The sequence below is a fragment of the Actinomadura sp. KC345 genome (assembly GCF_004348515.1).
GTDB lineage: Bacteria > Actinomycetota > Actinomycetes > Streptosporangiales > Streptosporangiaceae > Spirillospora.
Genome location: NZ_SMKH01000215.1, coordinates 1 through 13,952 on the forward strand (window position 1 = coordinate 1; position 13,952 = coordinate 13,952).

At 71.5% G+C, this 13,952-nt stretch carries 15 protein-coding genes and 1 pseudogene; 8 read left to right on the forward strand and 8 right to left on the reverse strand.

Features of this window, described 5'->3' with window-relative positions:
* Positions 1-713, reverse strand: a 713-nt coding sequence (locus tag E1281_RS28270; RefSeq protein WP_131882758.1) for a phosphatase PAP2 family protein, incomplete at its 3' end; no start/stop codon positions are given.
* A 179-nt stretch (positions 714-892) separates the two neighbouring features.
* Here E1281_RS28270 and E1281_RS28275 point away from each other — a divergent pair.
* The 7 genes from E1281_RS28275 to E1281_RS28305 all read left to right on the forward strand — a co-directional run bounded on the left by E1281_RS28275 (position 893) and on the right by E1281_RS28305 (position 7,862).
* On the forward strand, positions 893-1,795 hold the full coding sequence (locus tag E1281_RS28275; RefSeq protein ID WP_243717493.1) for an ABC transporter permease: 903 nt from the start codon (positions 893-895) through the stop codon (positions 1,793-1,795).
* Positions 1,788-2,579, forward strand: a complete 792-nt coding sequence (locus E1281_RS28280; protein ID WP_243717495.1) for an ABC transporter ATP-binding protein — start codon at positions 1,788-1,790, stop codon at positions 2,577-2,579. The genes E1281_RS28275 and E1281_RS28280 overlap by 8 nt, the downstream gene beginning before the upstream one ends.
* Before the next feature lie 163 nt (positions 2,580-2,742).
* Entirely contained in the window at positions 2,743-4,254 is a 1,512-nt protein-coding gene (locus tag E1281_RS28285; RefSeq protein ID WP_131882760.1) for an extracellular solute-binding protein, read from the forward strand.
* A 74-nt stretch (positions 4,255-4,328) separates the two neighbouring features.
* Positions 4,329-5,402, forward strand: a complete 1,074-nt coding sequence (locus E1281_RS28290) for an ABC transporter ATP-binding protein (protein ID WP_131882761.1) — start codon at positions 4,329-4,331, stop codon at positions 5,400-5,402.
* Positions 5,399-6,343 carry a sugar ABC transporter permease gene (locus tag E1281_RS28295; protein ID WP_207943536.1) on the forward strand — a complete coding sequence of 315 codons (945 nt, stop codon included), beginning with the start codon at positions 5,399-5,401 and terminating at the stop codon, positions 6,341-6,343. The genes E1281_RS28290 and E1281_RS28295 overlap by 4 nt, the downstream gene beginning before the upstream one ends.
* Positions 6,340-7,260 (forward strand): carbohydrate ABC transporter permease, encoded by a 921-nt coding sequence (locus E1281_RS28300; protein ID WP_207943537.1) that lies wholly within the window; start codon positions 6,340-6,342, stop codon positions 7,258-7,260. The genes E1281_RS28295 and E1281_RS28300 overlap by 4 nt, the downstream gene beginning before the upstream one ends.
* A gap of 86 nt (positions 7,261-7,346) precedes the next feature.
* On the forward strand, positions 7,347-7,862 hold the full coding sequence (locus E1281_RS28305) for a YbhB/YbcL family Raf kinase inhibitor-like protein (protein ID WP_131882762.1): 516 nt from the start codon (positions 7,347-7,349) through the stop codon (positions 7,860-7,862).
* A 39-nt stretch (positions 7,863-7,901) separates the two neighbouring features.
* Here E1281_RS28305 and E1281_RS28310 read toward each other — a convergent pair whose 3' ends face one another.
* The 5 genes from E1281_RS28310 to E1281_RS28330 are packed head-to-tail and all read right to left on the reverse strand — an operon-like array spanning position 7,902 to position 12,689.
* Positions 7,902-8,741, reverse strand: a complete 840-nt coding sequence (locus E1281_RS28310; protein ID WP_347813315.1) for an ABC transporter ATP-binding protein — start codon at positions 8,739-8,741, stop codon at positions 7,902-7,904.
* On the reverse strand, positions 8,738-9,757 hold the full coding sequence (locus tag E1281_RS28315) for an iron chelate uptake ABC transporter family permease subunit (RefSeq protein ID WP_131882763.1): 1,020 nt from the start codon (positions 9,755-9,757) through the stop codon (positions 8,738-8,740). The genes E1281_RS28310 and E1281_RS28315 overlap by 4 nt, the downstream gene beginning before the upstream one ends.
* Positions 9,754-10,860: an iron chelate uptake ABC transporter family permease subunit gene (locus E1281_RS28320; protein ID WP_243717497.1), complete on the reverse strand. Its 1,107-nt coding sequence runs from the start codon at positions 10,858-10,860 to the stop codon at positions 9,754-9,756. Before E1281_RS28320 ends, E1281_RS28315 begins: the two co-directional genes overlap by 4 nt.
* On the reverse strand, positions 10,850-11,680 hold the full coding sequence (locus E1281_RS28325) for a siderophore-interacting protein (protein ID WP_131882764.1): 831 nt from the start codon (positions 11,678-11,680) through the stop codon (positions 10,850-10,852). Before E1281_RS28325 ends, E1281_RS28320 begins: the two co-directional genes overlap by 11 nt.
* Before the next feature lie 13 nt (positions 11,681-11,693).
* The gene (locus tag E1281_RS28330) at positions 11,694-12,689 is read right to left on the reverse strand and encodes an ABC transporter substrate-binding protein (protein ID WP_131882765.1); all 996 of its coding nucleotides are present in this window, start codon (positions 12,687-12,689) and stop codon (positions 11,694-11,696) included.
* Between the two features lie 119 nt (positions 12,690-12,808).
* Between E1281_RS28330 and E1281_RS28335 the strand changes: the two genes are divergently transcribed.
* On the forward strand, positions 12,809-13,645 hold the full coding sequence (locus E1281_RS28335; RefSeq protein ID WP_207943538.1) for an AraC family transcriptional regulator: 837 nt from the start codon (positions 12,809-12,811) through the stop codon (positions 13,643-13,645).
* A gap of 6 nt (positions 13,646-13,651) precedes the next feature.
* Here E1281_RS28335 and E1281_RS40560 read toward each other — a convergent pair whose 3' ends face one another.
* Both E1281_RS40560 and E1281_RS42175 read right to left on the reverse strand, forming a co-directional pair.
* Complete coding sequence (locus E1281_RS40560; RefSeq protein ID WP_165959147.1) at positions 13,652-13,807, reverse strand: hypothetical protein; 156 nt, start codon at positions 13,805-13,807, stop codon at positions 13,652-13,654.
* A 9-nt stretch (positions 13,808-13,816) separates the two neighbouring features.
* Positions 13,817-13,952, reverse strand: a pseudogene (locus tag E1281_RS42175) (lysine 2,3-aminomutase); the annotation flags it as partial.

The window sequence follows — 13,952 nt, forward strand, 5'->3', positions numbered from 1 at the left end:
CGCACCGGCCCGCGCTCGCCCTGCCCGGCGACCTCGTCATCGGCGCTGGTCACGCGGGCCACCGGAGGGCGGGCCGGCCACACCGCCCGCGTCCCGACCGCGGCCAGCACGCCGATCCCCATCCCGGCCAGGACGTCGCCGGGGTAGTGGGCGCCGGTGTAGACGCGGGCGAACGCCACCGCCGCGGCCGTCGTCGCGACCGGCACGGCCACCGTTCGCGGGGCCTCCAGCGCGACGCCGGTCGCGAAGGCGGCGGCGGACGCCGAATGCCCGGACGGGAACGCGTGCGACGTGGGCGGCTTCCAGCGGATCCGGATCGGCGGCACGAGATCCACGACGGGGCGCCTGCGCCGGAACGCGTGCTTGCCGAGGACGTTCACCGCCGGGCTCGCCACCGCGATCGCGATCGACCCGCGCAGCGCCGCGCGCCGCAGCCGGGGCCGCCCGGCGAGCCCCATCACGCCCGCGGTCGTGAACCACAGCACGCCGTGGTCGGCGAACCGCGACAGCCGCGGCAGGACGTACTCCAGCCCGCGCAGCCGCGCGGCCGCGACCCGGTCGAACGCCCACCGGTCGACCCGTCCCAGCCTCCGCAGCGGAGGCGATCGCAGCAGGCGGGGGCGGGTTCCCCGGTGCTCCGGCGAGGGGTGACGGCGGCGCCTCGCGCCGGCCCGTGACGGCGCGGCCTTGCGCCGGAAGTGGTTGACGCGCATGACCGGGGTATCCCCAGCGACGCCGACATGATTCCGCAAAGATCTCAAATCGGGGGTCACATGCGGGCAGACGTCACTCTCGACTCATCGACTGCAATAAGCTTCCGGCCATGAGTCACCCGGAACGGCTCGGTTCTTCGGGTGGCGAGTCGGTCGGAACGATCGCGGAGCCTCCTCACGTGAACGAGACGCTGGCCGACTACGCCGCACGGCATGGGCTGAGGCAGAGCGCGGCGCGCCCCCCGCTGCCCAAGTACCTCAAGGATGTGTGGGCTCGACGGAACTTCATCTGGGCGTTCGCGTCCGCGAAGAACGTCTCGAAGCACAGCGACTCCCGCCTCGGCCAGGTATGGCAGGTACTGACACCGCTGCTGAACGCGGCCGTCTACTACCTGATCTTCGGGCTGCTGCTGAAGCTGAGCCGCGGCATCCCGGACTTCATCCCGTTCCTGGTGACCGGCGTCTTCCTGTTCGGCTTCACCCAGCGGTCCGTCACCTCCGGATCCAAGTCGGTCGGCGACAACCTGTCCCTGATCCGGGCGCTGCACTTCCCGCGGGCGACACTGCCGCTGGCGTACGCGGTCGTGGAGCTGCAGCAGCTGCTCGTGTCGCTGTTCGTGCTGTTCGCGATCATCCTGGCGTTCGGCGAGCCGCTCAGCTTCTACATGCTGCTGTTCGTGCCCATCCTGCTGCTCCAGCTGATGTTCAACGTGGGCATCAGCATGGTCATGGCGCGGCTGGGAGCGTTCAACCGCGACATCACGCAACTGCTGCCGTTCGTCATGCGGACGTGGCTGTACGCGTCCGGCGTCATCTTCAGCCTGCCGCAGCTCATGGAGCGCAGCGACCTGCTGAACAACCACCCGTGGCTCGGAACCGTCCTCGAGGCGAACCCCGCGTACGTGTTCCTGGAGCTGAGCCGGTACTGCCTGCTGGGCGAGTACCGGGGATACGTCCAGACGAGCCTCGGCGTGACCTCCGTGACGCACCTGTGGCTGCTCGCGGCCGGCTGGAGCCTGGTCATGCTGATCGGGGGGTTCATGTACTTCTACCGTGCCGAGGAGCGATACGGCCGTGGCTGACACCAAGGTCCGGGGAGCCGTCGAGATCGACCCGACCCGGGAGCCGATCGTCGTGGTGGATGACCTCCACATCGTCTACCGGGTGTTCGGCGCCGGTGGGAAGGGGAACGCCGCCAGCGCGTTCTCCCGGATCATCAGGCGGCAGAACCGCCCCACGATGACCGAGGTCCACGCGATCAAGGGCCTGTCGTTCGTCGCCTACCGGGGCGAGGCCATCGGGATCATCGGCACCAACGGCTCCGGCAAGTCGACGCTGCTGAAGGCGATCGCCGGGCTGCTGCCTCCGCACAGCGGCGGCGTCTACACCGACGGCCAGCCGTCCCTGCTGGGCGTGAACGCCGCCCTGATGAAGGACCTCACCGGCGAGCGGAACATCGTCCTCGGCTGCCTGGCGATGGGCATGACCCCGGCGGAGACCAAGTCCAAGTACCAGGAGATCGTGAAGTTCGCCGGGCTCAAGGAGGGCTTCATCCAGTACCCCATGCGGACGTACTCGTCCGGGATGGGGGCCCGGCTCCGGTTCGCGATCGCCGCGGCCAAGACCCACGACGTGCTGCTGATCGACGAGGCCCTCGCCACCGGCGACGCCAAGTTCAAGACCAAGAGCAAGCGCCGGATCGAGGAGCTGCGCAAGGACGCCGGCGCCGTGTTCCTCGTCGCCCACCAGCTGGACGTGGTCAAGGAGACCTGCGACCGCGTCATCTGGATCGACGAGGGCCGGATGCACATGGACGGCGACCCGGACGAGGTCATCGCCGCCTACACGGAAGCCACCGGCAAGTAGGGCCCTCCGGCTTGTCAACGCCTGTGTGAAGGTGCCCGTGAGGCCGGTGCGCCCGCCGTGACGGGCGAGGTGGATGTGACTCGGAGTCACCGGATCGTCTCTGGATGAAACCGCAGAGGCGATCTACTTTCGAGGGAGAACCTCAGCGGCGAGGGAGACTCCCATGGCCGACCGGCTCGCCCCCCTGGCGGAGACGACCCCCAACACCTTCCAGAGCGGCCTCCCCACGAACGGAGGCCGCGCAAACGGAGCGCACGCAGGAGCGCACGCAAGCGGAGGGCACGGAATCGGCAGGCGCGGATTCCTGTCCTCCACGGCGCTCGCCGCGGGCGCCGCCGGACTCCTGGCTGGATGCGCCAGCGAGTCCAGCGGACCGCAGGCGGAGGGCTCCGGCGACGCCCCGGAGGAGGTGTTCACCTCCCCGGCCGAGAAGCTGAGCGGCTCGCTCAGCATCCTGATGTGGAGCCACTTCGTGCCCAGGCACGACAAGTGGTTCGACAAGTTCGTCGCCGACTGGGGGAAGAAAGTCGGGGTGGAGGTCCGCGTCGACCACGTCAACACCGTGGACGTCCCCCGGCGCACGGCGTCGGAGATCCAGGCGAAGCGCGGTCACGACCTCATCCAGCACATCGCGCCGTTCTCGCAGTACGAGCCGTCCGTCCTGGACATGGGCGACGTCGTCCAGGAGGCGAACCGGCGCTGGGGGCGCCAGCAGGAGCTGTGCCGCAAGTCGAGCTTCAACCCCAACACCGAGAAGTTCTACGCCTACTGCCCCGGCTGGACGCCCGACCCCGGCGACTACCGCAAGTCGATGTGGCAGAGGGTCGGCATGCCGAACGGCCCGGCGAGCTGGGACGACCTGCTGCGCGGCGCGGCGGAGATCAAGAAGCAGACCGGGGTGCCGTGCGGGATCGGGCTGTCCCCGGAGACCGACTCGAACATGGCGGCGCGGGCGCTGTTGTGGTCGTTCGGCGGGTCCGTCCAGGACGAGAACGAGAAGGTCGTGATCAACTCCGACGCGACCGTCGCCGCCGTGGAGTACATGACCCGGTTGTTCAAGGAGGCCGAGACCAGCGAGGTCTTCTCCTGGAACCCGGCGTCCAACAACCAGGCGCTGATCGCCGGCAAGTCGTCCTACATCCTGAACTCGATCTCGGCGTGGCGCACCGCGATGGGCACCAACCGCGAGATCGGGGACGACATCTACTTCGTCCCCGCCCTGCGCGGCCCGAAGGCGGCGCTGGCGGCGCAGCACGTGATCCAGCAGTGGATCGTGCCCACGTACGCGGGGAACCCGGACGCGGCCAAGGAGTTCCTGCTCCACTACACGGCGAACTTCCCGGCCGTGACGTACCACTCCGAGATGTACGACCTCCCGGCGTGGCCGTCCCTGGTGCCGCAGCTGAACGGCTGGCTCGACAACGACCCGTGGGGCGCCAAGCCCGCGAACAAGCTCGGCTTCCTGAAGGACTCCGTGTCGTGGAGCGCGAACATCGGCTACCCCGGCCCGTCCAACCCGGCGATCGGCGAGACCTTCAACACCCACATCCTCCCGACGATGTTCGGCCGCGCCGCCCGCGGCCAGGCGTCCGCCGCGGACGCCGTCGCGGAGGCGGAGGACGGCATCAACTCGATCTTCGAGAACTGGCGCTCCCGCGGCCTCGTCGGCGGCTGAGCCCGCGCACACCTCTGAGCGGAGGCGAAGCGATTGAACAGCGAGCGGCCGCTCGCGCCGAGCGGAGCGAGGCCATGAACACGGTCGAGGTGAAGGGGCTGGTCAAGGCGTTCGACGGGCATCTGCGGGCGCGGCGGGGGCGGTCCGAGCAGGTGCTGGCGCTGAAGGGCGTGGACCTGGCGGCGGAGCCCGGGGAGTACCTGGTGCTGCTCGGGCCGTCCGGGTGCGGGAAGACGACGCTGCTGCGCACGATCGCCGGCCTGGAGCAGCCGACGGAGGGCGAGGTGCTGATCGGCGGGAACGTGGTGAACGGCCTCCCGCCGAGGGTCCGGCAGATCGCGATGGTGTTCCAGTCGTACGCGCTCTACCCGCACAAGACCGTGATGGACAACATCGTCTTCCCGCTGCGCGCCGAGGGGATGGAGAAGCAGGAACGCGACCGCAAGGCCACGTGGGCGGCGGACCTCCTGGACATCCAGCCGCTGCTGCGCCGCAAGCCGCGCCAACTGTCGGGCGGTGAACGGCAGCGGGTGGCGCTCGCGCGGGCGCTGGTCCGCGACCCGGCGGTGTTCCTGCTGGACGAGCCGCTGTCCAATCTGGACGCGAAGATGCGCGCGACGGCGCGCGACGAGCTGAAGCGCTTCCAGGAGCGGGTCGGGACCACCACGATCTACGTGACCCACGACCAGGCGGAGGCGATGGGGCTCGGCGACCGCATCGCGGTGCTGGAGCAGGGCCGCGTCCGGCAGATCGGGACGCCGCGGGAGGTGTACGACGACCCGGCCGACACGTTCGTCGCGACGTTCATCGGGTCGCCGCCGATGAACCTCGTCACGCGCGGCGACCGGCTGGTGGGGTTCCGTCCCGAGCACCTGCTGCCCGCCGAGAACGTCCCCGTGGAGGACCGGGTGACGATGCCGCTGCACGTCGACCGGATGGAGTACCTGTCGGGCGACCGGCACGTGTACGGGTCGGTGACGGGGATCGGCGAGGAGACCCGGGTCATCGCCCGGCTGCCCGCGACCGTGGCGACGCCGCTGGAGCCCGGGGAGACCCGCGAGTTCGCGGTGCCCTCGGACCGGCTCCGGTTCTTCGACGCCGGGAGCGGCGCCCGGACGGACCCGGTGCCGATCGGTGACGCCCCATGACGGACGTGAGGACCGAGCCCGAGCAGGCCGCGGGACCCGGGCGGCGCGGGCGGTCGAAGGCGGGGCTCGCCGACCGTGAGGGCTTTCTCGCGTGGGTGATGCTGCTGCCGTCGGTCGTCTACATCATCGCGCTCGTCGGCGTCCCGTTCCTGCTGGCCATCGCGTTCGCGTTCTCGGACGTGACGACCGGCGACCCGTCGTTCGACTTCGTCGGGTTCGCCAACTTCGGCGAGGTGTTCGACGACGGCGTCTTCTGGCGCTCCCTGCGCAACACGCTGGTCTTCACCGCGGTGAGCATGGTGCTGATCGTCGTGTTCGGGAAGATCCTCGCCAACATCCTGGTCGCCGACTTCCGCGGCAAGTGGTTCGTCCGGTTCCTGGTCCTGCTGCCGTGGACGACGCCGGTGGCGCTGTCGACGGTCTCGTGGCTGTGGTTCCTGGACTCGATCTTCTCGCCGGTCGACTGGGTGCTGCGCAACGTCGGGCTGATCGACGCGAACGTCGTCTGGCTCGGCGAGCCGGGCACGGCGATGGCGTCGGTGATCGCCGTGCACGTGTGGCGGCTGACGCCGCTGGCCGCGGTGATCGTGATGGCCGGGCTGATCGCGATCCCCCGCGACCTCGACGAGGCCGCGCGGATCGACGGCGCCGGGTTCTGGCGGCGGATGTTCGAGGTGACGATCCCGCTGACGCTGCCGGTGATCGCCGTCGCCGCGCTGTTCGGCGCGATCATGACGTTCACCGACATGACCGTCCCGTACGTGCTGACGCGCGGCGGCCCGACGCACTCGACGGACGTGCTGGCGTCGTGGGCGTACTTCCGCGGCATCGAGGGCGGCGACGTCGGCCAGGGCGCGGCCATCGCGCTGTTCCTGTTCCCGCTGCTGCTCGCGGCCGCGATCGCGATCCTGCGCGCCGTCCGACGCCTGGAGGCACGATGACCGGCACCGCGTCCGCCGCCGACGAGAGCGCGACGCAGACCTCCGCCGTCGAGATGGAGCGGCTGCGGCGGCGGTACGGGCGGCGGCACGTGGCCGCCCGGTGCGGGGTGTACGCGGCGGCGGTCACCGCCGCACTGCTGTGCGCGCTGCCGTTCCTGTGGAGCGTGATCAGCGCGTTCAAGCAGAACCAGGACCTCTACGACCCGGAGAGCAACCCGTTCTTCTTCAACATGCCGGCGACGCCCGACCATGTGACGTTCCTGTTCACCGACACGCCGTTCCTGACGTTCGTGGTCAACTCGCTGATCGTCGGCGCGGCGGTGGTGGCGGTCACGCTGGCGCTCTCGCTGCCCGCCGCGTACTCCCTGGCGCGCCTGGACCGCCCGTGGGGGACGCCGATGGGCATCGCGATCTTCATGGTGTACCTGGTGCCGCCGTCGCTGCTGTTCCTGTCCCTGACGCGGGTCGTGGTCGCGCTGCATCTGGAGAACACGCTGTGGTCGATGATCGTCGTGTATCCGACGATCACGGTGCCGGTGTCGGTGTGGCTGCTGATCGGGTTCCTCAAGGCCGTCCCCAAGGACGTGGAGGAGCAGGCCATGGTGGACGGCTACAGCCGCCTCGGGGCGTTCGCCCGCGCGGTGATGCCGCTCGTGTTCCCGGGGATCGTCGCGGTGGTGGTGTTCAGCTTCACGCTCGTGTCCAGCGAGTTCGTGTACGCGCTGGCGTTCGTCTCGGCGAGCCCGGAGATGGTGGTCAGCACCGGTGTGCCGACGCAGCTCATCCGGGGGGACGTGTTCTTCTGGCAGTCGCTCCAGGCGTCCACGGTGATCACGGCGGTGCCGATCGCGTTCTTCTTCAACCTGTTCCTGGACCGCTTCGTCACCGGCTTCACGATGGGAGCCGTCAAGACCTGACAGCGCTCTCCTATGGCTGACGCCGCCTGATAGGGATGGGAGGGTTGGCACACATCTGACGATCAAGCCCCTCACAGGAGGTCGACATGGCCGGCCAGCCGCCGCTTCCGCACGAGTACCTGCCCGAGGTCCCGTCCTTCACGGTCACCAGCGACGACGTGACCGAAGGCGAACGTCTCCCGAACGGGCAGGTGTTCGACGACTGGGGATTCAGCGGCGACAACGACTCCCCGCACCTGCGCTGGTCGGGGTTCCCGGCCGAGACCAACAGCTTCGCGGTGACGTGCTTCGACCCGGACGCGCCGACCGGCAGCGGCTTCTGGCACTGGGTGCTGTTCGACATCCCCGCGAACGTGATCGAGCTGGCCACCGGCGCCGGCTCCGAGGACTCCAAGGTGGGCGTCCACGCCCGCAGCGACTTCGGGATCAAGGCGTACGGCGGCGCCGCCCCGCCGCCCGGCGACCCGCACCGCTACGTGTTCACCGTCCACGCGCTGGACGTGGAGTCGCTCGGCGTCGACTCCGACACGATGCCGGCCGTGGTCGGCTTCAACATCACCGGCCACACCCTGGCCCGCGCCACGATCATCCCCGTGTACTGACACCCGTCTGCGGAAACGGGACCCCGGGCGCCGGCCGGCTCAGTCCGGCGCGGCGTCCGGGACGATCATCGGGGTGCCGGTGACCGGGTCGGGGACGATGACGCAGGACAGGTCGAACACCTCCTTGATCAGGGCGGTGTCCACGATGTCGGCGGGCGCGCCCTCGGCGACGACGCGGCCGTCGCGCATCGCGATGAGGTGGTCGGCGAAGCGGCACGCCTGGTTGATGTCGTGCAGAACGGTGATGACCGTCCGGCCTTCGTCGCGCAGCCGGGCCAGCAGGGCGAGCAGCTGGTACTGGTGGGTGATGTCGAGGAAGGTGGTCGGCTCGTCCAGGAGCAGGTAGGGCGTCTCCTGCGCGAGGACCATCGCGACCCACACGCGCTGCCGCTGCCCGCCGGACAGGTTCTCGACCGTCCGTTCGGCGAGGTCGGAGACGCCGGCGGCCGCCATCGCCCCGGCCACCGCGCGTTCGTCCTCCCGCGACCAGGTGGACAGCAGCGTCTGGTGCGGGTACCGGCCGCGGGCGACGAGCTGCCGCACCGCGATGTTCTCCGGCGCGACGAGCCCCTGCGGCAGGAACCCGATCTCCCGGGCGATGAGCTTCGGCTTGTAGTCGCGGACGTCGCGGCCGTCGAGGCTCACCTGTCCGGCCGACGGCGCCAGCAGCCGGGCGAACGAGCGCAGCAGCGTGGACTTGCCGCAGGCGTTGGCCCCGACGACGGCGGTGAAGGCACGGTCGGGGACGTCGATGCTCAGGCCCGCCGACACGACCCGGTCACCGTAGGCGAGGGTGACGCCGGCCGCCGCAAGGCGTCCCGTCGCGGCCTGTCCCTGCGTCACGGCCTGTTCTTCCGTCACGGCCTGTTCTTCCGTCACGGCCTTCTCATTTCCATGATCAGCAGCCAGATGAGGTAGGTGCCGCCGATCGCCGTGGTGACGACCCCGACGGGCAGCTGGACGGGGGCCAGCACCGTCTGGGCGGCGAGGTCGGCGGCCAGGAGCAGCAGCGCCCCGGTCAGCGCGGCGGGCAGCGCCGGCGTCCCGGCCGCGCCGGCGATGCGGCGGCCGATCTGCGGCGCGGCGAGCGCGACGAACACGATCGGCCCGCTCGCGGAGGTGACGGTCGCGGTGAGGCCCACGCCCGCGAGGATGACCGGCAGCCGGTACCGGTTCAGGGCCACCCCGGACGCCGCGGCGACCTCGTCCCCGAGCGCGGCCTGCCCCATGGTCCTGGACAGGGCGGCCAGCAGCAGCGCGAGCGCGCCGATGACGAGGAACGGCACGCGGACCTCGCTCCAGTCCAGGCCGTTCAGCGAGCCGGCGCTCCACCCGGTCGCGCTGATCGCCACGTCCAGTTCCGCGCGCAGGACGATCCACTGGTTGACAGCCGTGAGCATGGCGTTCACCGCGATGCCGATGACGATGAGGCGCAATCCGCTGAGCCCGGACCGCAGCGACAGCGCGTAGACGGCGGCGGCCGCGGCGAGCCCGCCGGCGAGGGACCCCGCGGCCAGGCCCCCGGCCGTCCCGCCGAACACGGTGATCGCGATCAGGACGCCGGTGTAGGCGCCCGCGTCGAGACCGATCACGTCGGGGCTGCCGAGCGGGTTGCGGGTGAGGTTCTGGAAGACCGACCCGGCGCAGCCGAGCGCGGCGCCGAAGACCAGCGCCGCGGCCACCCGGGGCAGCCGCCACTCCCGCACGACCAGCGCCGCGTCCCCGTGTCCGGCGAGCCCCGCCAGGACCTCGCCGGGCGGGTCCCAGGCGTCGCCGCGGCACAGCGCGACGACGGCCAGCGCCAGCGCGGCGCCCGCCAGCACGAGCGAGGTGACCGCGGTCCGCCGCTCGATCTGCGCGGACACCCGGCCCGCGCGGACCACCAGCACGCTCACAGCTCCACCGCCCCGTACCGGCGGACGACCCAGATCAGCGCCGGCCCGCCGAGGAACGCGGTGACGACGGCCACCGGGACCTCGCCCGTCGGCAGCAGCACCCGCGACCCGATGTCGGAGACGAGCAGCAGGATGGGTCCGAGCACCATCGTGTAGGCCATCAGCCACGGGATCGACCCGCGGGCGGCCCGCCGCGCCAGATGCGGGACGATCAGCCCGACGAAGGCGATCGGTCCCGCGATCGCGGTGGCGGCGCCGGCGAGGACGGTCACGAGGGCGAGGACCGCGATCCTGATCCGCGTGACGCGGGCGCCGATCGCGTGCGCGACGTCCTCGCCGAGCGCCAGCCCGGCCAGGGGGCGGGTCGCCAGCAGCGCCCCGGCGAGGGCGAGGACGATCGCCAGCACCGGGACCAGGTACGGCGTCTGCTCGCGCCCGGCCAGCGACCCGACCGACCAGAACCGGTACTTGTCCAGGACGTCCGGGTACTGGAGCCGCAGCGCGAGCGTCATGCCCGACAGCACGAACGTGAAGGCGACGCCGGCGAGGACGAGCCGCAGCGGGACGGCCCTGCCGACTCCGTAGACGACCAGCGCCGCGAGCACCGCCCCGGCCAGCGCGAGCGCCAGCCGCGCCGACTGCGATCCGCTGATCCCGAGCACGGTGCCGATCGTGATCGCGAACGCGGCGCCCGCGGTGACCCCGAGGATGCCGGGCTCGGCCAGCGGGTTGCGGGTCAGCGTCTGGACGAGCGCGCCGGAGACGCCGAGGGCCGCGCCGACGCAGACGGCGAGGATCGTCCGCGGCAGCCGGATGTCGCGGACGATCGTCTGCTCGTTCGTCCCGGTGTAGCCGGTCAGCGCCCGCCAGACCTCCTCCAGCGGGGCCGATCCCGCCCCGACGGCCAGGCTCGCGCCCGCGAGCACGACCATGAGCAGGACCGCCGCCAGCAGGACCGCGACCCGCCGGGACAGGCCGGCGCGTCCCTGCGCGGCCTGTCCCGGCCCGGCTCGTCCCGGTGCGGGAGGTACCGGCCCGGCCGGTGCGGTCCCGGCCGGACCCGGGCCGGCCTCGGTGAGACCGGCCCGCGGATCAATCCTCAAGATCGGCCACTCCGCGTTTCCAGTAGCCGGTGAACAGCGCGTCCATCCCGTTCGCGGCCTTGAGGTCCCGCGCCCAGGCCCGCAGCGGCTTGATCGCGCCCGCCTCCCCGGCGGCGAACAGGAACGTCCGGCGGGCGGGCGGGTCGAGCGACATCACGGCCTCGGCCAGCGGGGACCGATCGCCGTCCCGGACGAGCCAGGTGACCTCGACGCCGTCGCGGGCGGCGAGCGGGTAGGCGTGGTCGGCGGCGTCCGGGGTCTCGATCACCAGCCGGGCCGAGACGTCCGGCGGGGACTCCTCCAGCCACCGCGCGGCGGCGGGCAGCGCGGTGGCGTCGACCGCGAACACGTAGTGGTCGTAGTTGTGCGGGAACGCCTTGGCGCCGGGCGGCCCGGCGATCGAGACGTCCTCCCCGGGCCGGACATCGGCCGCCCACGCCGAGGCGAGCCCGCCCGGGTGCAGGACGAAGTCGAAGTCGATCTCGCACGCGTCCGCGTCGTAGCGCCGGATGGTGTACCGGCGGCTGGGCGGCGACGGCGTCGGCCAGTCCAGCGACAGGTCGGGGGTGGGGACGGGCAGGCGCCGCGTGCCGTCCGCGTCCGGAAAGACGATCTTGACGTGGTCGTCGGCCTGGTAGGTGTGGAAGCCCGCCAGCTCGGGGCCGCCCACGGTCAGCCGCACGATGTTCCGCGTGATCTGCTCGCGGCGCAGCAGCCGCCCCGTCCGGATGCAGATCGGGTACCCGATGCGGCGGACCTCCGTGCCCGTCCGGTGGTGCTCCAGGACGCGGCCGCGCGGGTCGTGGCGCTCGGTCAGCATGTGTCCCCCCGGCTCATTTCTCCAGCAGCGGCGCGAGCGCCTTGTCGATCTCGTCCAGCGTGCGGGTCGCGGACTCGTAGGTCGCCGCCTCGGTGTAGCGGAGCCCGAAGGCATTGCCGTCCTTCACGGCGGGCAGGTTCTTCCACAGCTCGGAGTCGAGGGCGTACTTCACCGACTCGCCGGGCTTGCCGTCCGGCTCCAGCGAGTAGGTGATGGCGTCGGCCTCGCCCAGGCTCTCCGGCAGTTCCTCCACGGACGGGGTCTCGCTGACGTCCTTGGAGCCGCCGCCCTTCTTCTTGACCTCGCCGTAGTAGGTCACGCCGATGTCCTGGGCGATGTTGGTCCCCCACGAGCCGCCGAACTCGCGCATGAACGTCCCGGCGGAGACGTCGCCGTACTCGCCGACGTGCCCGAACTTGAGGCCGGCGAGCGCGTCCTCGTACTTGGTCTTGAGCTCGCCCGCCCTCTTCTCGTACGCGGCCTTGGCCTTCGCGTGCTCCCCGGCCCGGCCGGCGGCGTCGGACTGGCGGAACGACAGCTCGCGCCACGCGGACGGCAGCGTCGGGCCGATGGCCACCACGGGGGCGATCGATTCGAGGCGCTTCATGTCCAGGTCGCCCAGGACGGGCGCGGGCACGCCGATGACGATGAGGTCCGGGTCCGCCTTGGCGATGGCCTCGTAGTTGGTCTCGGCGGCGGTGTCCCCCGCGATCTTGTTCAGATCATCGTAGGTCTTGCGGTCCTCGGCCGTCATCAGCGACAGGCCGCGCTTCCAGGACGAGATCCCGGCCAGCTTCGCGCCCGCCTCGATGAGGACGGGCACCGCGTAGCCGGTGGCGATGACGCGCTGCGGATCGACGGGGATCGTGACCTTGCCGTTGTCGGCCTCGAAGACGCGGATCTCGGCGGACGCGCCCGACTCGGAGTCCGAACCGGATCCGCAGGCCGTCGCGAGGACGAGCGAGGCGGCCACCGCGGCGGCGAGTCTCCAGGGCTTACGAGTGTGCATGATCGCGTTCCTTCAAGGGTGTTCCAGGAGTTCGGGGGCCGGCACCCCGCTGACATGGTCCGACGCATGGTTAGGTTAGCCTTACTTAAATCGTGTCCATATCGCTGAGAGGACATCCTGTGCCGCCCATAGGTCACTACGGGAACGATCCGGAGTCCTGCGAGGAGTACGGCTACGGCCTGGGCGCGCCCGACGGGATCCTCGTGCTCAAGTACCGCTCGGCGGGCGGGCTGGCGATGGGCGAGGGCCGCCAGGACTTCCTGCACCAGATCTACTGGTCCCCGGACGGCGCGCTCGCGCTGATGCACGGCTCGTCCACCCTCTTCGCGGGCCCCGGCGAGGCGTTCTGGGTGGTGCGCGCGGCGAGCCACGACGTCCACGCGGGCGACCGCCAGACCGTCTACCGGATCTGCCTGCGCCAGACACCCCCGGCACTGAAGGGCCTGCGCGCGGGACCGGTGACGATCGACGGCGAGGCCGCGCGCCTCATCGAGACGATCGCCCGCCGCGGGTGCGACGAGGCGGCCGCCCTCGCCGCCCGCCACCGGATCCTGGCCGGTCTCGGCGCGGTGCCCGCCCCGGAGTCCGGCGGTCCGCCGTCACCGGACGTCCGCGGCACCGGCTTCGCGCTCGCCGTCGCCCGCGCGCTCTCCCACGACCCCGCCGACCCGACCCGCCTCGACGAATGGGCCGAGCGGCTCCGGGTGAGCGTCAAGACGCTGCAGCGCGACTTCGTGCGCGAGTTCGGCATGCCCTACACGCAGTGGCGGACCCGCCTGCGCCTGCGCGCCGCCCGCGTCCTCCTGGGCTCGCACCCCGTCACGAAGGTCGCCCACCAGGTCGGCTACGCGAGCCCCTCGGCCTTCATCACGGCATTCGCCAAGGAGTACGGCCAGACCCCCGGCGACTACCTCGCGACGACCCTGCGGGGGACGCCCGAGCGGCTCCAGGCGTGAGCGGGTTCAGCCGGTGCCCACGAGGACGTCCCCGACGGCCGTACGGCGGTAGAGGACGGACCGGCCGCTGCGCTCCCTCGTGACCGGCCCGGACGCGCACAGCAGGCCCGCCGCCTGGGATGACGGGTGTGGCGTGTCCGCCGGGGAGGGCGGACACGCCACGGCGGGTCCTTACCGCTCCCAGGGGAAGCGGTCGGCGAAGGCCGGTTTCAGGTCGTCGAGCCAGACCGCGTCGGGGTCGTAGCGGGCGAAGAAGGGCTTGCCGACCAGGTCGGCGTCGCGGCTCTGGATGAGGTGCAGCGCGAAC